Origin of the sequence: Pararhodobacter marinus (genome assembly GCF_003122215.1) — a bacterium.
GTDB classification, from domain to species: Bacteria; Pseudomonadota; Alphaproteobacteria; order Rhodobacterales; family Rhodobacteraceae; genus Pararhodobacter; species Pararhodobacter marinus.
Genome location: NZ_QEYD01000005.1, coordinates 337,396 through 357,279, shown reverse-complemented (window position 1 = coordinate 357,279; position 19,884 = coordinate 337,396). Strand labels below are relative to the sequence as shown.

Here is a 19,884-nt window from a genome sequence, read left to right as displayed (position 1 = left end):
AGAAACAAACGGCAACGCGCTGATACTGAAAGACTTATTTCCCGTCTGACACCGGCAGGACCAGACGCGCCAGCAGCCCGCCGTAACCCTCGGTCGCCCCGGTGCCCAGCTCCAGCCGTCCGCCATGCGAGCGCATCGCATCGGCGACGATGGCCAGCCCCAGCCCGGCGCCCGAGCCCCGCGACGCCCCGCGCGCCAGATCCAGCCGCACGAAGGGCCGCGTTGCCCGCTCGCGGTCTTCAGGCTCGATGCCGGGGCCGTCATCCTCGACACAGACCGAAATCTCCGACCCGCCGGTTTCGATCCAGATCCGGGCCCGCGTGCCGTAGCGCACGGCATTGGCGATCAGGTTGTCGATCGCCCGCGCCATGAGTTGCGGTCGCAACGACACCGGGGACCCCACCCATCCCGGCTCGAACGCGACGGCCCGGCCCGCGCGCCGGGCCTCGGCCACGCGGGACGCGACCAGCGCCTCCAGATCGGTCTCGTCCATCGGCTCGACCGCCTCGGTCCGGGCAAATTCCAGGAACCGGTCGATCAGGCTCTCCATCTCGGCCACATCGGCCATCAGCGCCGCCGCTTCGGGCTCGTCCTCCATCATCGACAGCGCCAGCCGCATCCGGGTCAGGGGCGTGCGCAGATCGTGGCTCACGCCCGACAGAAGCAGCGTGCGTTGCTCGATATGCCGCTCGATCCGTTCACGCATTTCCAGAAACGCCTTGCCCGCCGCGCGCACCTCAGTCGCCCCGCCGGGCCGGTAACGCACCGTCTGCCCGCGCCCGAACGCCTCGGCCGCCAGCGCCAGCCGTGCCATCGGCCGCATCTGGTTCTTCAGATAGATGAAGGCGATGACCCCCATCACGATCCCGATGACAAAGGTCAGGACCAGCATCTGGTGCGGATTGCGTGCCGAGATCCGGCTCAGCTGAAAATGCAGCCGCAGATAGCCATGGCGCGACTCAAGCCACAGCGTCAGTTCGCCTGATGTCAGCGCCACCTCGCGCATCTGCGGCAGCCCGCGCTGCAACTCGGCCACGGCAAGCGAGCCCGAAAGGTCATAGAACGGCAGCTTCATCTCGATGGGCGGCGGCAGTTCCTCGTCGATCCGCGCATCGAGCAGCCCGAACTGTGCGCCGAGCGCCCGCGCCTCGTCCTGCGCGCGGTCGGGATCGGGCTGCGCATCGACCCGGTCGAGCATGTAATGCGCCACCAGCAGGAAATTTCCCGTCATCTGCCGCGTCACGCCGTCGTAATGGCGCTGGATGAAGGACAGCGACACCACCAGCAGGATCACCGAGACCGGCACGAAAACGATCAGCGCCGCGCGCCAGTACAGGCCGCGAGGCAAAAACGGTTTGAGAAGGCGGCCCAGCATGGCGATACTCTAGCCCCGACCGGCCCGCATGGCGAGAGCGCCCGCGCGGACCGGACAACACGAAAGGACCCCCATGCCCGACGCTCCCTTCGACCCGCTTCCCGGTCGGTCCTTTCCTCTGGCGCCCGGTCTGCGGCTGGTTCTGGCGCCCAACCCCTCGCCGATGACCGAGCGCGGGACGAATACCTACCTGCTGGGCGAGGGCGCGGTGACGGTGGTCGACCCCGGCCCCGCCGATCCCGACCATCTGCGCGCGATTCTGGACGCGCTGGCGCCCGGCGAGAGGATCGAGCGGATCGTCGTGACGCATGCGCACAAGGATCATTCCCCCCTCGCCCGTCCGCTGGCCGAGGCCACCGGCGCCCCGGTCGCCGCCTTCGGTAACGCGCAGGCGGGCCAATCGCCCCGGATGGCCGCGCTGATCGCCTCGGGTGCCGAGATGGGCGGCGGCGAGGGCGTGGATGCGGATTTCGCGCCGGACGAGATCCTAGCCAATGGCGATGCGACCGAAGCGGGCGGCCTGCCCCTGCGCGCGGTGCATACGCCCGGGCATCTTGGCAACCATCTGTGCTTTCTGTGGGGCGACGCGCTGTTTTCGGGCGATCATGTCATGGGCTGGGCGCCGAGCCTCGTTTCGCCGCCCGAGGGCGACCTCACCGATTTCATGGCCAGCCTCGACCGGCTCGAGGCGCTGGGGCAACGGCGCTATTACCCGGGCCACGGCGCGCCGGTCGAGGACGGGCTCGGACGGACCCGCGCGCTGCGCGATCACCGGCAAGGCCGCGAGGCCGCGATTCGCGCCGCCGTCGGCGCGGGCGCGGTCGATCTGCGGGCGATCACGGCCGCGGTCTATACCGATGTCCCCGAGGCCCTCCTGCCCGCCGCCGCGCGCAACGTGCTGGCCCATCTCATCGACCTGGACGCCCGCGGACTGTTGCGCTTCGACGGCCCCCCCGGCCCGCAAACCCCTGTTATCGCGCCCTGAATCCCGACCGTCCGAAGATTTTTCACGGACGGCGAAAAAAACCGCCCGACCCTCTGGACGCCGTCAGACCCCCTTGCTATACGGCCCACGTGTTCCGGCGTAGCTCAGCGGTAGAGCAGTTGACTGTTAATCAATTGGTCGTAGGTTCGATCCCTACCGCCGGAGCCAATCACCCTTGATTTCATTGGGCAAATTGGCGCGGCACGCATTCTACTAACAACCTACTCTTGCTTTAGCGTGGGTTGTTCGCGGCCTCCAAGCCCGCCGACCGCTCAAGAAAGCGTGATCGTGCGGGGCTGCGTCGGCTTCCATTGATCCGCCCCGACGCTGCGCGAAGCCTTGGACGGCGGTTCGGTCGTTGATGTCGCTGCTATGAAATTCGGCGAAGGTGTTTCCTTCGCGCGGGCGTTCCATCACGTCGAAGCCGCAGTATTGATCGCACAGCCGACACGAATACGACCAACAATTGTCGGACGTGTCGAAGTAGTCCTTCGCCCCGACGACAAGTTCGTGAAGCCCGGTGATGTGGTAGCCCGCCCCTTCGGGCAGAAACGTCGTCCTGTTCGGGGCTTTGACTTCGCAGATAGTTGCAAACCCGAAAAACGTGTTCCAGTGCCCCCGAATGGAAAGTGTGTAGGCGTAGCCGTTCCAGATTAGCGGTTAAAGTGCCATACACAGTTCCTTCGCGTGCCTGGCCGGTGTATGCTGCGACACAATCAGTTGCGCCGCTTCTTTGTGGTGCGACTATATACGCGGATCGCTACCTTTGCAGCTAGGAGTTCGTTGCATGGCCCAAGACACGCTCGACGACCGACCGGGCTATTTCTACGTCGTCCCGAAGCGCGGTAGCGATTGGGAAGTTTGGATGTGGACGGGGCACAAGTGGTATGAACCGGGCTAAGCCGACGCCAAGGACGCGCCGTATTGGTGCCATAGGGTTCCGCAAGCGCCACACCCTAACGACACTTAGGAGTTTGTAGCATGGGCTACGTTTCCACGACTGCCGACTACGTTGACCTAGACGGCGACTACGGCACCGTTGAAGAGGTTGAAGTCACTTGCACCAAGGACGGGCATTACGAAGAAAGCTTCGGCACCGACGAACCGTCGTTGAAACGTTGCGCCTATCTTCTGCGGGAAAACTGCCCGCGTGGCGAAAGCAACTACTACGACGTGAACCCCTGACAGAAAGAACCCCGGTTGCGACGGTGAACGCAAACCGGACCTAGGCTCAGGACCCATTGATTTCAGCGGAAGGACATGATTCACCGCGCAAAAACTGAGCGGTGATATTTCTGATCTCTTCTGGCTGAGCGATGCGCAGATGGCGCGTCTGGAGCCCTATTTCCCGAAGTCCCATGGCAAGCCTCGTGTTGATGATCGGCGCGTCCTGAGCGGGATTATCTTCATCAATAGCAATGGGTTGCGGTGGCGAGATGCCCCGAAGGACTATGGCCCCCACAAGACGCTCTACAACCGGTAGAAACGCTGGAGCGAGAGGGGGATCTTTGCGAAGATGATGGCGGGGCTGGCCGCCGAGCACGGCGAGAAGAAGACCGTGATGATCGAAGTGAGCAGGCGAACGCCATGCGTTCGAGTGAGCCTGCGCAAGTAGCTGAATGCCCACCGAACGGCGTCCAGTCTGGGCGTCAAAAAGGGGGGCGCGGCCGCCTGATCGCACGGACCAAAGGTGGCGTGAATACGAAACTTCATGCCATCTGCGACAGCCAGGGACGTCCGCTTGACCTATTCGTCACGGCAGGACAGGTGAGCGATTACATCGGTGCGCGCGCGTTGTCCGACAGTCTTCCGGACGTCGATTGGCTGCTCGGGGATCGCGGCTATGACGCCGACTGGTTCCGAGAAGCTCTGAAAGACAAGGGAATACGTGCCTGCATCCCCGGACGGAAGCAGCGGAAGGCGCCGGTGAAGTATGACAAGTGCCGATACAAACGTCGAAACCGGATCGAGATCATGTTCGGCAGGCTCAAGGACTGCCGGCGCGCTACGACCGATGTCCGAAGGTCTTACTCTCAGCCATCGCCCTCGCCGGTACCGTCATCTACTGGCTATGAGTCCTGAGCCTAGGCTGCAGCGTCAGTGAGTCCAGACCTGACGGCGGTTGGTGGCGAAGTTTTCGCCATAGCCGCCGGGGCGGATATTGGCCGCGCGGTCCTTGGGTTCGCGGACCACATAATCGATGCCCTTGGCTTTCGCATAGGCCTCGGCCTCGGCCTGGCTGTCGAAGCGCAGCCGCACCTGAGCCTGCGTGTCGCCCGAGCCGGTCCAGCCCATCAGCGGATCCTTCTGCTTCGATTCCGCGGGCGCGAAATCGAGGATCCATTGCTTGGTCCGGGCCATGCCCGATTGCATGGCGTTGCGGGCGGGACGATAGATGCGTGCGCGCATGGATAACTCCGTCTGGCTTGGGGCCTTATCCGAAATTGCACCCCTTCTGACAAGGGGAATCCGGCGCGCGACAGGGTCGCACCCCCTGCCCCGGCACCGCGCCGCCGCGGAAAACGGCCGCGCCCCTTGCAGAGGAACAAAATAGGCACAATTGTAGGGCAACAGCCCAGATCGCGCGGTGGACGCCCCATGCACAACAATCGCCCGGATGCCTTTTCCGAGATGCCGGCAACGGCCGCGCCGCTCAAGCGCGAGAAGCTTGAAGGCGGCAAGCGGTTCGTCATGCAGACCCCGTTCAAACCGGCGGGGGATCAGCCCAATGCCATCGCCGAATTGTCGGGCGGTGTCATGGCGGGTGAGCGCGATCAGGTCCTCCTGGGCGCGACCGGGACCGGCAAGACCTACACGATGGCCAAGATCATCGAGGAAACGCAGCGCCCGGCGATCATCCTGGCGCCCAACAAGACGCTGGCCGCGCAGTTGTACGGCGAGTTCAAGGGCTTCTTCCCCGATAACGCGGTCGAGTACTTCGTCAGCTATTACGATTACTACCAGCCCGAAGCCTATGTCCCGCGCACCGATACCTTCATCGAAAAGGAAAGCCAGATCAACGAGGCCATCGACCGGATGCGCCACTCGGCCACGCGGGCGCTCCTGGAACGGGACGACGTGATCATCGTGGCCTCGGTCAGCTGCATCTACGGTATCGGCTCGGTCGAGACCTATTCGGCCATGTCGCAGGATCTGGTCGTGGGCGAGATCTACGACCCCCGGCAGGTGATCGCCGATCTGGTGGCGCAGCAATACCGCCGCAACGATGCCGGGTTCCAGCGCGGCGCGTTCCGGGTGCGCGGCGATGTCGTCGAGGTCTGGCCCGCCCACCTTGAAGACCGGGCATGGCGGATGTCGTTCTTCGGCGAGGAGCTGGAGGCGATCACCGAATTCGACCCGCTGACCGGCACCAAGACGGGCTCGTATGACAAGATCCGCGTCTATGCCAATTCCCACTATGTCACGCCCCGCCCCACGCTCAATCAGGCGATCAAGGGCATCAAGGAAGAGCTGTTCCACCGGCTGAAACAGCTCAATGACGAGGGCAAGCTGCTGGAAGCGCAGCGGCTTGAGCAGCGTTGCAATTTCGATGTCGAGATGCTGGAAGCGACCGGCGTGTGCAACGGGATCGAGAATTACTCGCGCTACCTGACGGGCCGCGCCCCGGGCGAGCCGCCGCCCACCCTGTTCGAATTCATCCCCGACAACGCGATCGTTTTCGCCGACGAATCCCACGTCACCGTGCCGCAGATCGGCGGCATGTACCGGGGCGACTTCCGGCGCAAGGCGACGCTGGCCGAGCACGGGTTCCGGCTGCCGTCCTGCATGGATAACCGGCCGCTGAAATTCGAGGAATGGGACGCGATGCGCCCGCAATCGGTCTTCGTCAGCGCCACGCCGGCCGCATGGGAGCTGGAACAGGCGGGCGGCGTCTTTACCGAACAGGTGATCCGCCCGACCGGGCTTCTGGACCCCGAGGTCGAGATCCGGCCTGTTTCGATGCAGGTCGACGATCTGCTCGACGAGGTCCGCCGCGTCGCCGCCGACGGGATGCGGGTGCTGGTCACCACGCTGACCAAGCGCATGGCCGAGGATCTGACCGAATACCTGCACGAACAGGGCATCCGCGTGCGCTACATGCACAGCGACATCGACACGATCGAGCGGATCGAGATCCTGCGCGACCTGCGGCTGGGGGCGTTCGACGTGCTGGTGGGGATCAACCTGCTGCGCGAGGGGCTCGACATTCCCGAATGCGGGCTGGTGGCGATTCTGGATGCCGACAAGGAAGGTTTCCTGCGCTCGGAAACCTCGCTGGTGCAGACCATCGGACGGGCGGCGCGGAACGCCGAGGGCCGCGTCATCATGTATGCCGACAAGATCACCGGCTCGATGCAGCGCGCGATGGACGAGACCAACCGCCGCCGCGCCAAGCAGATGGCCTATAACGAGGAACACGGGATCACGCCGACAACGGTCAAGAAGAACGTCGAGGATGTGCTGGCGGGCCTGTGGCAGGGCGATACCGACCAGTCGCGCATCACCACCAAGGTCGACAAGCCGATGATCGGCGCCAATCTGGCCGCGCATCTGGACGGGCTGCGGGCCGAGATGCGCAAGGCCGCCGAGAATCTGGAATTCGAGGAAGCGGCGCGTCTGCGCGACGAGGTGAAGCGGCTGGAAGCGGTGGAACTGGCCGTCGCCGACGACCCGCTGGCCCGTCAGGCCGCCGTCGACGCGGTGGTCGAGGACAGCGTGAAGACACGCGGCCGCTCGACCGCAGGCAAGGCAGGATCGAACGCGAAACAGGCGGTCAAGGCGCGGGGTCGGAAGCGGTGAGCGTCGAACGGCGCGCGCCCCGCCTGCGTGTTGCCGCGCGCTGACCCTCGATGCCGGCAAACCGCCCCACCGCCCTCATCCTCGGCGCGGCTGTCTGGCCCGGTGGCCTTCCCTCGCCCACGCTCCGGCGGCGGGTGGCGCATGGGGTGGCGCTGTACGAGGCCGGGGTCGTGGGGACCATCATGGGGTGCGGCGGGCTCGGGCGGCATGGCCCGAGCGAGGCCGAGGTCATCGCCCGGCTGTGCCGCGAGGCGGGTGTTCCCGACCGCGCGATCCGGTTTGAAGACCGCTCGACCAGCACGCGCGAGAACCTGGTGAACGCACAGGCCTTGCTGTCCCCAGACACCCCCATCGTGATCGTCACCGATCCCTATCACCGTCCCCGTGCCCGGCTGATCGCGCGACAGATCGGACTGCGCGCGACAAGCTCCGGCCCCGGATGGCACCAGATCGGGCCGCGCCAGCTTCTGCGCAACATCCCGCGCGAGGCGCTGGCGCTGGCGGCGGTGCTGGTGCGGCTGCGCTAGGACCTGATCCCCCGAACAGGCCCCCGACACTGGCGGGCCCGGTTCCGGCCCCGGAGCGTAGCCAGGGAACGATGACGGCGCGGCGCCTCACCGCATCAAATGAACCGCGCAGGTGGCGTTGCGCGCAACCCAGGTGGCGGTCGAGCCGATCAGCGACCGGTCCGAACGGTGCGAGGCCAGGATGATGCAATCGGCGTCCTCGGCCTGCGCGTGATCGAGGATCATGCGCCCGGGCTCACCCTCCAGCACCGCCACGCCCGCCTGTTCGAAACTGGCCGCCTGCCGGGCCAGATCGGCGCGGATCGCCTCGGTCAGGTCCTCGCGCCAGCCCTGCGGCATGTAGTCGATGGCATAGAACGGCACCTTTTCCATCACATGGATCAGCATCACCAGCGCGCCGGGCGCGGACAGCGCGCGGGCGATCTGCAGCTCGCGGCTGATGTCATAGCCAGGTTCATAGGCGACGGGGACAAGGATGCGGGCATACATGGTCGGTCCTTTCAGAGTGTCGCACCGGATAACCGGCGCGCCCTGAATGTAGACCGCCGCGCGCCAAGTCCCAATCCCGGATTGCAGGCAAAGACCTCCTGTCGCAGACGTGACCCGCGCGCGGCGATCGCGCGACGATCGGGGCCACGGCAGCTGTCTTTGTCTGCCGGTTACGGGATGGCGGGATTGCACCTGCCAGTGGCGTTCGGCTATAAGGCACACAACAAAATCTAGCGCGATACACGCCTGCGAGGTCCTTGTGAGCGACGACACGGAAATCCCTGACGAAGCCGAGAAAACCCCCGGTAGCCCCGGCGTCTCGATCGTGCAGGAAATGCGCACGGCTTATCTCGATTACGCGATGAGCGTGATCGTCAGCCGGGCGATCCCGGACCTGCGCGACGGGCTCAAGCCCGTGCACCGCCGGATCCTGTTCGCGATGCACGAGACGAACAACACGTTCGACAAGCCCTATCGCAAATCGGCGCGCCCGGTCGGCGACACGATGGGGAAATACCACCCGCATGGCGACAGCGCGATCTATGACGCGCTGGTGCGGATGGCGCAGGATTTCTCGATGTCGCTGCCGCTTCTGGACGGTCAGGGCAATTTCGGCTCGATGGACGGCGATAAGGCGGCCGCCATGCGCTACACCGAAGTGCGCATGGACAAGCCGGCGAACTTCCTTCTGGCCGATATCGACAAGGATACGGTCGATTTTCAGGACAATTACGACGGCAAGGACGAGGAACCGACGGTTCTGCCGGCGCGCTTCCCCAACATGCTGGTCAACGGCGCGGGCGGTATCGCCGTCGGCATGGCGACCAACATTCCGCCGCACAATCTGGGCGAAGTGATCGACGCCACCAAGGCGCTGATCGAGAACCCGGACCTGTCCTCGGAAGACCTGATGCAATACGTCCCGGCCCCGGATTTCCCGACGGGCGGGCTGATCATGGGCCGTTCGGGTGCGCGCAAGGCGTATCTGGAAGGCCGCGGCTCGGTTCTGATCCGGGCAAAGACGCATATCGAAGAGCCGCGCAAGGACCGCTACGCCATCGTCGTCGACGAGGTTCCCTATCAGGTGAACAAGGCGATGATGGTCGAGAAGATCGCCGAATGCGTGCGCGACAAGCGGATCGAGGGGATTTCCTCGGTCGCGGACGAATCCGACCGCACCGGCGTGCGCGTGGTGATCGAGCTGAAGCGCGACGCGACGCCCGACGTGGTGCTGAACCAGCTGTTCCGATTCACCACGATGCAGGTCAGCTTCGGCTGCAACATGCTGGCGCTGAACGGCGGACGTCCCGAGCAGCTGACGCTGCGCGACTTCCTGCATCATTTCATCACGTTCCGGGAAGAAATCGTCACCCGCCGCACCGCGTTCGAGCTGAACAAGGCGCGCGAGCGCAGCCATATCCTGTGCGGTCTGGCCGTCGCGGTGTCGAATGTCGACGAGGTCGTCGCGACGATCCGCTCGTCGCTGGATCCCGCCGATGCGCGCGAAAAGCTGATGACGCGCCGCTGGCCCGCGGCCGACATCGCCGACTACATCCGCCTGATCGACGATCCCAGCCACACGATGAACGAGGACGGGACCTACAACCTGTCCGAAGCGCAGGCACGCGCGATCCTCGAGCTGCGGCTGCAGCGCCTGACGCAGATCGGCGTCAAGGAAGTCACCGACGAGCTGGAAGAGCTGGCGGCGAAGATCAAGGATTACCTCGATATCCTGCGCTCGCGCTCGCGGATCATGGCGATCATCAACGACGAGCTGGACGAGGTCCGCGAGATGTTCGCGGTGCCGCGCCGGACCGAGATCGTCGACTGGGCCGGCGATCTGGACGACGAATCGCTGATCGAGCGCGAGGACATGGTCGTGACCATCACCTCGGGCGGCTACGTGAAGCGTACCCCGCTGGCCGAGTTCCGCTCGCAGAACCGGGGCGGCAAGGGGCTGTCGGGCGGATCGCTCAAGGATGACGACGTGGTGACGACGCTGTTCGTGGCGAACACGCATACGAACCTGTTGTTCTTCACCACCGACGGCATGGTCTATAAGCTGAAATGCTGGCGTTTGCCGATGGGCGGACGGGCCGCGCGCGGCAAGGCCATCGTCAATATCCTGCCGATCCCGCAGGGCGTCTCGATCGCGGCGATCATGCCGGTGGACAAGCCCGAGGACGAATGGGAAAACCTGCAGATCGTCTTTGCGACCTCGCAGGGCGACGTGCGCCGCAACGCGCTGTCGGATTTCACCAATGTCATGCGCAACGGCAAGATCGCGATGAAACTGCCCGAAGGCGTGTGCCTGGTGAACGCGCGGATCGCCGATGAAGACGACGACATCATGCTGGTGACGCGTCTGGGCCGGGCGATCCGCTTCCCGACGACCGATGTGCGGATCTTCAAGGGCCGCGATTCGACCGGCGTGCGCGGGATCCGGCTGGCCGAGGGCGACGAGGTCGTGTCGATGGCCGTGATCCGCCATTTCGAAGCCACACCCGAGGAACGCGCCGCCTATCTCAAGCAGCGCCGCCTCATGGCCGGCGCTCCCGACGAGGCCGAGGGCGACGAGGACGATGCGGTCGAAGCCGGCCAGCTGTCGACCGAGCGCTATGCCGAGATGTCCGCGATCGAGGATCTTATCCTGACCGTGACCACGGGCGGCGCCGGCAAGCTGTCGTCGTCGCACGATTACCCGGTGCGCGGCCGCGGCGGCCAGGGCGTCATGGCGATGGACAAGGCGATGCGCGGCGGCGCGCTGGTCGCGGCCTTCCCGGTCGACCCGACGGACCAGATCATGCTGGCCACCTCGACCGGCCAGTCGATCCGCACCCCGGTGGATCAGGTGAGCTTCCGCTCGCGCTCGGCCGGGGGGGTGCGGGTGTTCAAGACCGCGCCGGGCGAGATGGTCGTTTCGGTGGCGCGCGTCGTGGAAACCGACGAAGAGTAAGACTTTCTTCACGCGAAGATGATGTCATGGCCGGGTCTCGGAAGGGGCCCGGCCATGAACGTTTACCATTGTATGATCGACCTCAAACCCACCGCGAAGGCGCTGACCTTCGCCCATGCGCTGGACCAGTGGCTGTCGCTTCTGCAGCGCGAAGGGCGGATCCTGACCTGGCGGCTCATGCGCATCAAGCTGCGGCTGGGGGGCGACGATTGCGCCGATTTCCTGCTGGAGATCGAGGTCGAGGACCTGGCGATGCTGGATGCCGCCTTCCGCTATCTGGGCCGCGCGAACGAAGAAGCGGTAGAGCTTTATGAACAGATGCACCAGCATATCCAGCACGTCGATACCGGGCTCTACCGCCCCTATCCCGATCCCGAACGGGTGGAGCGGATGAGCCTTTTGTGAACGGAACCCCCGCCATTGTTGTGCGTTGTTCCATGGAAAGGAGAATTTCCATGACCGCACCGCAGACCAATGTCGAGCGTCAGGCGAAGCGCCATAGCCCGGCGCTGACCGGCATCACCATTGCCATCGCGCTGGCCGTTCTGGCGGCCATCGTTTTCGCTTTCTGGCCCAATCCCGATGACGCCACGCCGACCGCCGCCTCGGTTGAAGAGGCCGGTACACAGGTCGGGGGCATCTCGGCGGGCGAGCCCGCGGGCACCACCCAGACGCCGCCGGCGACAGAGTAAACGACGACACGAAAACGAAGGGGGCGCCACGCCCCCTTTCCTTTGTGCCCACGCACGGCTATCTGACCGGGCATGACACAGGAACTCCATATCGTCGGCGGCGGCATGGCCGGGTCCGAAGCCGCATGGCAGGCCGCGCAGGCAGGCATCCCGGTTGTCTTGCACGAAATGCGCCCGCAAATCGGGACCTTCGCGCACCAGACCGGCAATTTCGCCGAGATGGTCTGCTCGAACTCCTTCCGCTCGGATGATGACGAACGCAATGCCGTGGGGCTGCTGCATTGGGAAATGCGCGCGGCGGGCGGGTTGCTGATGGAAATGGCCGACCGCCATGCGCTGCCGGCGGGCGGCGCGCTGGCCGTCGATCGCGAGGCTTTCGCGCAGGCGGTGACCGAGCGCCTGCGCGCGCATCCCCTCATCCGCGTGGAGCCGGGCGAGATCACCCGGCTGCCCGATCAGGGACACTGGATCGTCGCGACCGGCCCGCTGACCTCGGACGCGCTGGCACAGGCGATCCGCGCCGAGACGGGGACCGAATCGCTCGCCTTCTTCGATGCCATTGCCCCTATCGTGCATTTCGATACGATCGACCTGAGCCAGGCGTGGTTCCAGTCGCGCTACGACAAGGGCGAGACCGAAGACGAGCGCAAGGCGTACCTGAACTGCCCGATGACCAAGGACCAGTACGAGGCCTTCATCGACGCACTGCTCGCCGCCGACAAGGCTGAGTTCCGCGAGGGCGAGACCGCCGGCTATTTTGACGGCTGCCTGCCGATCGAGGTCATGGCCGAGCGCGGGCGCGAGACGCTGCGTCACGGGCCGATGAAGCCCGTGGGCCTGACCAATGCCAACGATCCGACCAACAAACCCTATGCCGTCGTCCAGCTTCGCCGCGATAACGCGCTGGGAACGCTCTATAATATCGTGGGCTTCCAGACCAAGATGAAATACGGCGCGCAGGTCGAGGTGTTTCGCATGATCCCCGGCCTGCAGGAGGCGGGCTTCGCGCGGCTGGGCGGCATTCACCGCAACACCTTCCTGAACTCCCCCACGCTTCTGGACGACCAGATGCGCCTGCGCTCGCGTCCCAATCTGCGCTTCGCCGGTCAGGTCACGGGCGTCGAGGGGTATGTCGAAAGCGCCGCGATGGGGCTTGTCGCCGGACGGCTCGCCGCGGCCGAGATCGCCGGCCAGATGCTGCCGCCGCCGCCCCGCGTCACCGCGATGGGGGCGTTGATCGCGCATATCACCGGCGACGCGGACGCCAAGACCTTCCAGCCGATGAACGTGAATTTCGGCCTGTTCCCGCCCATCGACATGAAGGGCGGCCGTCGCGGGCGCAAGGATCGCTACAAAGGCTATACCGACCGCGCGAAAGAGGCGTTCTCGGACTGGCTGGCCTCGGCCCCGGTATCCGTGGGGGTCTGAGGGGGCAGGCGTGATCACGCGTTTCGCCCCCTCGCCCACCGGCCCGCTGCATCTGGGCCATGCATTCTCTGCCCTGACGGCCGATGCGCTGGCGCGAAAAGCTGGTGGGCGCTTCCTGTTGCGGATCGAGGATATCGACACCGCCCGCTCGACACCCGCTTTCGAGACCCAGATCTACGACGATCTGCGCTGGCTGGGCTTGTCCTGGCCCGAGCCTGTCCTGCGCCAATCCGACCGACGCCCTGCCTACGACGCCGCGCTGGCAAGCCTTGAGGCGATGGGCGTCACCTATCGCTGCACCTGCACGCGCGGGGATATCCGCGCCGCCCTCGCCGCGCCACAGGAAGGCGCGCCGCTCATCGGCCCCGATGGCCCGGTCTATCCCGGAACCTGCCGTGATGCCGGCCATGATCACCCCGGCGCGGCGATCCGGCTGAATATGACGCGGGCGGTCGCGATCACCGGCGCGGTGGGGTTCACCGAGATCGGCCCGCTCCATTCCGGGCGCCACGACTTCGCGCCCGACTGGCTATGCACGCAGGTGGGCGACGTGGTGCTCGCCCGGCGCGATATCGGTACGTCCTATCATCTGGCCGTCTGCGTCGATGACGCGGCGCAGGACGTCACGCTGGTGACACGCGGCGCGGATCTGTTCGAGGCCACGGCGATCCATGCCGTTCTGCAAAAGCTTCTGGGACTGCCCGTGCCCGACTATCACCACCATCGCCTGATCCGTGACGAACAGGGCAAACGGTTGGCCAAACGCGACGCGTCCCGCGCCATCGCTCTCTACCGCGCGGAGGGCGCGACGCCCGACGATATTCGCCGGATGGTCGGGCTAGACAGCTAAGCGCCCTGCACGCGTCGCGCCCGATCTCTGGCGCTTGTGGACGCTAGGTCGTCACGGCCTTCGACGACTCAAGTTCCGGCCAAAGCGGCTACGCCCCTGGCACGATTGCATGTCTCGGCCCGAAGCCACGACGCGCTCTGCGCTCTGCGCCCTCAGCCTTCGGGCTGCATCAATTCGACAGGTTCGCCCTCCCGGATCGCCGTATAGAAACAGCTCCGCCGGTTGGTGTGGCAGGCAGGCCCGGTCTGATCGACCAGAACCAGCAGACAATCGCTATCGCAATCGACCCGCAGATCCACAAGCCGCTGAATGTGGCCCGACGTCTCGCCCTTGATCCAGAAGGCCTGCCGCGAGCGCGACCAATAGGTGACCTGGCCGCTTGCCAATGTCCGGCCCACAGCTTCGGCATTCATCCAGGCCATCATCAGTACCTCGCCCGTGGCGTGATCCTGAGCAATGACGGGAATGAGACCTTTGTCGTCAAAGCGCAGGGATTGCGGATCGAAGGGCATGGTCTATATCCTTTGCTCAACAGGAGCGCATGAAGTGTCTGAATCCTCCGATCTGATCAAGCTGTATTCGAACAGGATCCTCGGGCTCGCCGCCGAGATCCCGCATCTGGGACGTCTGGACAGCCCGCAGGCAAGTGTGAAGAAACGATCTCCTCTCTGTGGGTCGACGGTGACAGTCGATCTGGACATGACGGACGGCCGCGTGAGCCGCTTCGCGCAAGAAGTCAAGGCCTGCGCGCTTGGACAGGCTTCGGCCGCAGTCTTGGGCGACGCGGTCATGGGCCGCAGCGCCGAGGAGCTTCAGGCCGCGGCGCGCGACCTTGAAGCCATGCTGAAAAAGGACGGGCCTGTCCCCGCCGCGCCCTTCGACGGATACGAGGCCCTGATCCCGGCCCGGGAGTTCAAGAATCGCCACGCCTCGATTCTTTTGTCGGTTCAGGCCGCGGCCGAGGCCGCCGAAGCCGCTCGCGCCTCGTGATCGTGGCGCGCATTTCCTAAGAAAAACCTAAGAAAAATGCCGCCGCGTGAAAAACGCGGCGGCCAGTGGCGTGTCTGGATGGGTCGGGGCACCGGGACAGACGGGCCGCGCCAGACCGCTGGGCAGAAAAAGCTGAGAAAGGGGATCGCTCAGCCCAGGGCGGGCAGATGCAGGGCGACATAGAACAAGACGAACAAGGCGACGACTCCAGCCGCATCCGTGGCCATCGCAAGCCGCTCATCGCGCGGGGCAGAGATCTGACGAAGTAGCTGTCGCATAGCGTATCTCCCTTTTGTTATCTTTTTGTTCTCATTTTCCTGCGATCAATGCAAGAACTTTTGTGAACAAAAGGGGATTATCCGATTCGCATCAGCCTGATGGCCTTGTCCTGCTCCATCAGCCACAACAACAAACGCGCCGCCTGCCCGCGCGGTGAGGTCAATTCCGGATCGTCCGCCAGAAGTTTCCGGGCGTCGCTCTGGGCGGTTTGCATGAGCCCCGCCTGCCGCTCCAGATCCGCCATCCGGAAGCGCGGCAATCCCGATTGCGCGGTGCCTATCATGTCACCCGCGCCCCGGATCGCCAGGTCCTCGTCGCTGATACGGAAACCGTCATCGGTGTCGCGCATCAGTTTCAGTCGTCGTGAGGCGGTCTCGCCCAGCGGCGGCTCATAGAGCAACAGACAGGTCGAGGCCCCTGCCCCGCGCCCGACACGGCCGCGAAGCTGGTGCAGTTGCGCAAGGCCGAAGCTTTCGGCGCGCTCGATCACCATGATCGTCGCGTTGGGAACATTGACGCCCACCTCGATGACGGTGGTGGCGACAAGGATCCGGGTTTCGCCCGCCACAAAGCGTGCCATCGCCAGATCCTTGTCGGCAGGGGCGAGCTGCCCATGGACCAGGCCGACGGCATCGCCCAGACGCGCGCGCAGATGCTCGAAACGGGCCTGCGCCGCGGTCAGGGAAACGCTTTCGCTCTCTTCGACCAGGGGGCAAACCCAGTAAGCCTGCCGCCCTTCTTCCAACGCGCGGGCGAGATGCGCGACCACCTCGTCGAGCCGCTCAAGCGAAGCAAGCGAGGTGATCACGGGCACACGCCCCGGCGGCTTCTCATCGAGCAGCGACAGCTCCATATCGCCGTACTGGGTGAGCGCGAGCGAACGCGGGATCGGCGTCGCGGTCATGACAAGGATATCCACCGCCGCGCCTTTCTCGCCCAGAGCCATGCGCTGCGCGACTCCGAACCGATGTTGTTCATCAATCACCGCCAGGCGCAAATTGCGGAACACGACATCGCGCTGGAAAAGCGCATGGGTGCCGATCAGGATATTGATCCGCCCCTCGGCCAGCGCCGCGAGCTTGGCCGCCCGTTCACGCCCCTTGTCGCGGCCGGTCAGCAAGGTGATCGTGACGCCGGCCTCTTCGGCGAGGGGCGCCAAAGCCTCCACATGCTGGCGCGCGAGGATCTCTGTCGGGGCCATCAGCGCGGCCTGCCCGCCGGCCTCGACCGCGGTCAGAAGCGCGGCCATCGCAACCAGCGTCTTGCCCGCGCCAACATCTCCCTGCAGCAGGCGATTCATCTTGTGCGGGGCGGCCATATCGGCGGTGATCTCTGCGATCGCGCGGGTCTGGGCCCCGGTCGGGGCATAGGGAAGCGCGGCCAGGACCTTTGACACCAGCCGTCCGTCCCCCTTCGTCACCGCCCCGCGCGCCCGGCGCTGCGTAGACCGGGCGATGGCCAGCGTCAGTTGATGCGCGAAGAGCTCGTCATAGGCGAGCCGCTCGCGTGCCGGCGCGCCGGACGCGATATCTCCCGCCCCCTGCGGCGCATGGGCGGCGCGCAGCGCGACATGCCAATCGGGCCAGCCGCGCTGCGCCTTCAAGGCGGGGTCGATCCATTCGTCGAATTGCGGCAGCCGGGAGAGAGCGCTGCGCATCGCCTTTTGTACCTGACGCTGGGTCAGTCCTGCGACAAGCGGATAGACCGGCTCCCATTCGGGTAGGGTTTCGGCCTCGTCGGGGCGCAGGACATGGTCGGGATGGACGATCTGAAACACGCCATCGAAACTCTCGACACGCCCGGAAATCACCCGCCTCTGCCCCGTTGGCAGCAGTTTCTGCAGGTAATCGCCGCGCGCATGGAAGAAAACCAGCTGGAATTCCTGCTCGGCATCAGTGACGACAATGCGGTACGGACGCCCGCGCTGACGAGGCGGCAAATGGGCGCCGATTTCGACCTCGACCGTCACGGTCAGGGGTGGGGTCAGGCCGCGCAACGTAGGGCGCAGCCGGCGGTCAATGCCGGAATGCGGCAGGACAAAGAGCAGGTCTCGGGGCGTCTCCACCCCAAGGCCTTTGTAAAGCTTCGATGTTTTTGGCCCGACCCCCTCAAGCCCCTCAAGGCTCGCGAAAAGGGGAAACAGGATCTCGGGCCGTCCCGTCATCCGCCAATCAGCGCCAGCCAGGCGTCTTCGTCGATGACCTCGACCCCCAGTGACGCGGCTTTTGCGGCCTTAGAACCGGCGCCTTCGCCCGCGATCAACAGATCGGTCTTGGCCGAGACCGACCCTGCGACCTTTGCGCCGAGAGATTCCGCGCGCGCCTTGGCTTCAGCGCGGGTCATCCGCGTCAGCGTACCGGTGAAAACCAGCGTCTTGCCGGCGACCGGGCTGTCGCTGGCCTGCGCTTCGGGCGGGACAATCTCGGTCAGTTCGGCGATCAGCCGGTCGACCGATGCCCGCTCGCGCGGCTGGGTCAGTGTTGTCACCAGCGAGGTCGCAAGGACCGCGCCGACACCGTCGACGCCGATCAGGTCGTCCCAGGCCGCGCGCGCGCCATCCGGCAGGGGCGGATCATCCCAGACCGCATCGCGCGTTTTCTTCAACTCGGCCCGCCGGCCTTCATCGGCAGCGCGGGCGCGTTCGGCCACCTCGGACTCTTCGGCGGCGACGGCGCGCCCGGCGGCGGGCGCGGCGGCATCGACCGCCGCGATCAGCGCGTCCCAGCTGCCGAAATGGCGCGCCAGATCCGAGGCGGCCACTTCGCCCAGGTGGCGGATCCCGAGACTGAACAACAGCCGCGAGAGAGAGATCCGACGCCGTTGATCAATGGCATCGAACAGCTTTTCGACCGAGCGCGCCCCGAACCCGTCGCGGTTCTTCAGCTTGGCCAGATTGGCATCGTCGCGTTGACGAACGGTAAAGATATCGGCGGGTTCGCGCACCGGCAGAAGGTCGTCCGCGAAGAACAGCTCGACCTGCTTGGCGCCAAGCCCGTCGATGTCGAACGCGTTCCGGCTGACAAAGTGCTTCAACTTTTCAACGGCCTGCGCCGGGCAAACGAGCCCGCCGCTGCACCGATGCGTGGAATCGCCCGGCTCGCGGACGGCGTCCGAACCGCATTCCGGACAGCGATGCGGGAACTGATACCGTTCGGCATCGGCAGGCCGGCGCGCGGGGTCGATATCGGCAATTTTCGGGATTACGTCGCCGGCGCGATAGACTTGGACCCAGTCGCCCACGCGGATATCGCGGCCGTCACGGATGGGGTCGCCATGCGAGTCGCGGCCAGCAATGTAATCTTCGTTGTGCAGCGTCGCATTCGAGACCAGCACACCGCCGACATTGACCGGCGCGAGACGGGCAACCGGGCTGAGCGCGCCGGTGCGTCCGACCTGAATGTCGATGGCTTCAAGCCGCGTCCAGGCCATCTCGGCGGGGAATTTATGCGCGATGGCCCAGCGAGGGGTGGTCGCGCGAAAACCAAGCCGGGCCTGCAGCGCAAGGTCGTCCACCTTGTAGACCACGCCATCGATATCGTAGCCCAGATCCGGGCGCGCGGTTTCGATCCGTCGGTATTGGTCGAGCATCTCGGCGGGGCCGGTGCAAAGCCGGGTCAGCGGGTTGACGCGGAAACCCAGCGTTTCAAGCCGCTCGATCGACGCCATCTGCGTCCCGGCCAGCGGCGACGAAAGCACGCCCCAGGCATAGGCGAAGAATTTCAGCGGGCGCGCGCGGGTCACCTCCGGATCAAGCTGGCGCAAGGATCCGGCGGCGGCGTTGCGCGGATTGGCGAAGCTGCGCGGGCCGGTCGCGTTGAGGGTCGCGAAATCCGCATGGCTCATATAGACCTCGCCGCGTACTTCGAGGATCTCGGGCGCGCCGGTCAGGACCTGCGGAATATCGTCGATGGTGCGCGCATTGGCGGTCACATCCTCGCCGGTTTCGCCGTCGCCGCGGGTGGCGGCGTAAACGAGTTTGCCCTGTTCGTAGCGCAACGACAGCGAGAGACCGTCGATCTTGGGCTCGGCGGTATAGGCAAGCGGCGCGTCGTCGGCGAGACCCAGATAGCGGCGGACCCGGCTGTCGAAGGCGGTAACATCCTCGTCGGCGAACGCATTGGCGAGCGAGAGCATCCGCTGTTCGTGCCGGATCTTTGCGAATCCGTCGGACGGCGCGGCGCCGACGCGGTCCGAGGGGCTGTCAGAGCGCTTGAGGTCGGGAAAGCGCGATTCGAGCGCGGCGTTGCGACGCTTGAGGGCGTCGTATTCGGCATCCGTCAGTTCGGGCGCATCGGCCTGATGATAAGCGGCATCGGCCTGTGCCAGCAGCGTGGCAAGGCGCTCCAGCTCTTGCCTGGCTTCTGTTTCGGACAGCTCTTCGACCGGACGCTCTTGCGGCATCGCCCACTCCTGTTGCGTGCCCCCGTGATACGGTGCCGCAGGAGGATTTTCCAGCCGCGAAGCACGTGCCAAGGACTCGCCCATGCACGGGCCATGCACGGGCCGGACCGCG

At 65.5% G+C, this 19,884-nt stretch carries 17 protein-coding genes, 1 tRNA gene and 1 pseudogene; 12 read left to right on the top strand and 7 right to left on the bottom strand.

Annotation, left to right across the window (positions count from 1 at the left end; all coding sequences use genetic code 11):
• Positions 1 to 34: 34 nt before the first annotated feature.
• Positions 35 to 1,375: an ATP-binding protein gene (locus C4N9_RS10445; RefSeq protein WP_245902512.1), complete on the bottom strand. Its 1,341-nt coding sequence runs from the start codon at positions 1,373 to 1,375 to the stop codon at positions 35 to 37.
• A gap of 73 nt (positions 1,376 to 1,448) precedes the next feature.
• Between C4N9_RS10445 and C4N9_RS10440 the strand changes: the two genes are divergently transcribed.
• The 4 genes and pseudogenes from C4N9_RS10440 to C4N9_RS10425 all read left to right on the top strand — a co-directional run bounded on the left by C4N9_RS10440 (position 1,449) and on the right by C4N9_RS10425 (position 4,435).
• Entirely contained in the window at positions 1,449 to 2,360 is a 912-nt protein-coding gene (locus C4N9_RS10440) for an MBL fold metallo-hydrolase (protein ID WP_109533264.1), read from the top strand.
• Positions 2,361 to 2,453: 93 nt separating this feature from the next.
• Positions 2,454 to 2,528 (top strand) — tRNA-Asn (locus C4N9_RS10435).
• An 813-nt stretch (positions 2,529 to 3,341) separates the two neighbouring features.
• The gene (locus tag C4N9_RS10430; RefSeq protein ID WP_109533263.1) at positions 3,342 to 3,545 is read left to right on the top strand and encodes a hypothetical protein; all 204 of its coding nucleotides are present in this window, start codon (positions 3,342 to 3,344) and stop codon (positions 3,543 to 3,545) included.
• Between the two features lie 106 nt (positions 3,546 to 3,651).
• Positions 3,652 to 4,435 (top strand): annotated as a pseudogene (locus C4N9_RS10425) (IS5 family transposase).
• A gap of 22 nt (positions 4,436 to 4,457) precedes the next feature.
• On the opposite strand, the gene C4N9_RS10420 reads toward C4N9_RS10425, so the two are convergent.
• Positions 4,458 to 4,769 carry an ETC complex I subunit gene (locus C4N9_RS10420; RefSeq protein ID WP_109533262.1) on the bottom strand — a complete coding sequence of 104 codons (312 nt, stop codon included), beginning with the start codon at positions 4,767 to 4,769 and terminating at the stop codon, positions 4,458 to 4,460.
• A gap of 189 nt (positions 4,770 to 4,958) precedes the next feature.
• Between C4N9_RS10420 and uvrB the strand changes: the two genes are divergently transcribed.
• Together uvrB and C4N9_RS10410 are read left to right on the top strand one after the other, a co-directional pair.
• Positions 4,959 to 7,160 carry an excinuclease ABC subunit UvrB gene (gene uvrB, locus C4N9_RS10415; protein ID WP_168192197.1) on the top strand — a complete coding sequence of 734 codons (2,202 nt, stop codon included), beginning with the start codon at positions 4,959 to 4,961 and terminating at the stop codon, positions 7,158 to 7,160.
• 50 nt (positions 7,161 to 7,210) lie between these two features.
• Positions 7,211 to 7,687, top strand: a complete 477-nt coding sequence (locus C4N9_RS10410; protein ID WP_109533261.1) for a YdcF family protein — start codon at positions 7,211 to 7,213, stop codon at positions 7,685 to 7,687.
• Between the two features lie 87 nt (positions 7,688 to 7,774).
• Here the strand turns inward: C4N9_RS10410 and C4N9_RS10405 are convergent, their stop codons facing one another.
• Positions 7,775 to 8,176: a universal stress protein gene (locus C4N9_RS10405; protein WP_109533260.1), complete on the bottom strand. Its 402-nt coding sequence runs from the start codon at positions 8,174 to 8,176 to the stop codon at positions 7,775 to 7,777.
• A 259-nt stretch (positions 8,177 to 8,435) separates the two neighbouring features.
• On the opposite strand from C4N9_RS10405, the gene gyrA reads away from it, so the two are divergent.
• From gyrA to gluQRS, 5 genes are all read left to right on the top strand, one after another.
• Positions 8,436 to 11,132 carry a DNA gyrase subunit A gene (gene gyrA / locus C4N9_RS10400; protein ID WP_109533259.1) on the top strand — a complete coding sequence of 899 codons (2,697 nt, stop codon included), beginning with the start codon at positions 8,436 to 8,438 and terminating at the stop codon, positions 11,130 to 11,132.
• A gap of 54 nt (positions 11,133 to 11,186) precedes the next feature.
• Positions 11,187 to 11,537 (top strand): DUF6614 family protein, encoded by a 351-nt coding sequence (locus tag C4N9_RS10395; protein WP_109533258.1) that lies wholly within the window; start codon positions 11,187 to 11,189, stop codon positions 11,535 to 11,537.
• Positions 11,538 to 11,587: 50 nt separating this feature from the next.
• A complete protein-coding gene (locus C4N9_RS10390) occupies positions 11,588 to 11,824 on the top strand; it encodes a hypothetical protein (RefSeq protein ID WP_109533257.1) in 237 nt (78 codons plus the stop codon).
• A gap of 72 nt (positions 11,825 to 11,896) precedes the next feature.
• Positions 11,897 to 13,252 (top strand): methylenetetrahydrofolate--tRNA-(uracil(54)-C(5))-methyltransferase (FADH(2)-oxidizing) TrmFO, encoded by a 1,356-nt coding sequence (trmFO, locus tag C4N9_RS10385; protein WP_109533256.1) that lies wholly within the window; start codon positions 11,897 to 11,899, stop codon positions 13,250 to 13,252.
• A 10-nt stretch (positions 13,253 to 13,262) separates the two neighbouring features.
• Positions 13,263 to 14,102, top strand: a complete 840-nt coding sequence (gluQRS, locus tag C4N9_RS10380) for a tRNA glutamyl-Q(34) synthetase GluQRS (protein WP_109533255.1) — start codon at positions 13,263 to 13,265, stop codon at positions 14,100 to 14,102.
• Positions 14,103 to 14,254: 152 nt separating this feature from the next.
• Here gluQRS and hisI read toward each other — a convergent pair whose 3' ends face one another.
• Positions 14,255 to 14,614, bottom strand: a complete 360-nt coding sequence (hisI, locus tag C4N9_RS10375; RefSeq protein WP_109533254.1) for a phosphoribosyl-AMP cyclohydrolase — start codon at positions 14,612 to 14,614, stop codon at positions 14,255 to 14,257.
• Between hisI and C4N9_RS10370 the strand changes: the two genes are divergently transcribed.
• Positions 14,613 to 15,092 carry an iron-sulfur cluster assembly scaffold protein gene (locus C4N9_RS10370; RefSeq protein ID WP_109533253.1) on the top strand — a complete coding sequence of 160 codons (480 nt, stop codon included), beginning with the start codon at positions 14,613 to 14,615 and terminating at the stop codon, positions 15,090 to 15,092. The genes hisI and C4N9_RS10370 overlap by 2 nt on opposite strands.
• A 149-nt stretch (positions 15,093 to 15,241) precedes the next feature.
• Here the strand turns inward: C4N9_RS10370 and C4N9_RS22365 are convergent, their stop codons facing one another.
• The 3 genes from C4N9_RS22365 to ligA all read right to left on the bottom strand — a co-directional run bounded on the left by C4N9_RS22365 (position 15,242) and on the right by ligA (position 19,772).
• Complete coding sequence (locus C4N9_RS22365; protein ID WP_281260127.1) at positions 15,242 to 15,370, bottom strand: hypothetical protein; 129 nt, start codon at positions 15,368 to 15,370, stop codon at positions 15,242 to 15,244.
• A 77-nt stretch (positions 15,371 to 15,447) separates the two neighbouring features.
• Positions 15,448 to 17,535, bottom strand: a complete 2,088-nt coding sequence (gene recG / locus C4N9_RS10365) for an ATP-dependent DNA helicase RecG (RefSeq protein ID WP_109533252.1) — start codon at positions 17,533 to 17,535, stop codon at positions 15,448 to 15,450.
• Positions 17,532 to 19,772 (bottom strand): NAD-dependent DNA ligase LigA, encoded by a 2,241-nt coding sequence (ligA, locus tag C4N9_RS10360; RefSeq protein ID WP_109533251.1) that lies wholly within the window; start codon positions 19,770 to 19,772, stop codon positions 17,532 to 17,534. Before ligA ends, recG begins: the two co-directional genes overlap by 4 nt.
• Positions 19,773 to 19,884: the final 112 nt, after the last annotated feature.

Coding starts and splice junctions, on each gene's coding strand:
- C4N9_RS10445 (WP_245902512.1), bottom strand. CDS start 1,375: ATGCTGGGCCGCCTTCTCAAACCGTTTTTGCCTCGCGGCCTGTACTGG.
- C4N9_RS10440 (WP_109533264.1), top strand. CDS start 1,449: ATGCCCGACGCTCCCTTCGACCCGCTTCCCGGTCGGTCCTTTCCTCTG.
- C4N9_RS10430 (WP_109533263.1), top strand. CDS start 3,342: ATGGGCTACGTTTCCACGACTGCCGACTACGTTGACCTAGACGGCGAC.
- C4N9_RS10420 (WP_109533262.1), bottom strand. CDS start 4,769: ATGCGCGCACGCATCTATCGTCCCGCCCGCAACGCCATGCAATCGGGC.
- uvrB (WP_168192197.1), top strand. CDS start 4,959: ATGCACAACAATCGCCCGGATGCCTTTTCCGAGATGCCGGCAACGGCC.
- C4N9_RS10410 (WP_109533261.1), top strand. CDS start 7,211: ATGCCGGCAAACCGCCCCACCGCCCTCATCCTCGGCGCGGCTGTCTGG.
- C4N9_RS10405 (WP_109533260.1), bottom strand. CDS start 8,176: ATGTATGCCCGCATCCTTGTCCCCGTCGCCTATGAACCTGGCTATGAC.
- C4N9_RS10395 (WP_109533258.1), top strand. CDS start 11,187: ATGAACGTTTACCATTGTATGATCGACCTCAAACCCACCGCGAAGGCG.
- C4N9_RS10390 (WP_109533257.1), top strand. CDS start 11,588: ATGACCGCACCGCAGACCAATGTCGAGCGTCAGGCGAAGCGCCATAGC.
- trmFO (WP_109533256.1), top strand. CDS start 11,897: ATGACACAGGAACTCCATATCGTCGGCGGCGGCATGGCCGGGTCCGAA.
- C4N9_RS10370 (WP_109533253.1), top strand. CDS start 14,613: ATGGTCTATATCCTTTGCTCAACAGGAGCGCATGAAGTGTCTGAATCC.
- hisI (WP_109533254.1), bottom strand. CDS start 14,614: ATGCCCTTCGATCCGCAATCCCTGCGCTTTGACGACAAAGGTCTCATT.
- C4N9_RS22365 (WP_281260127.1), bottom strand. CDS start 15,370: ATGCGACAGCTACTTCGTCAGATCTCTGCCCCGCGCGATGAGCGGCTT.
- recG (WP_109533252.1), bottom strand. CDS start 17,535: ATGACGGGACGGCCCGAGATCCTGTTTCCCCTTTTCGCGAGCCTTGAG.
- ligA (WP_109533251.1), bottom strand. CDS start 19,772: ATGCCGCAAGAGCGTCCGGTCGAAGAGCTGTCCGAAACAGAAGCCAGG.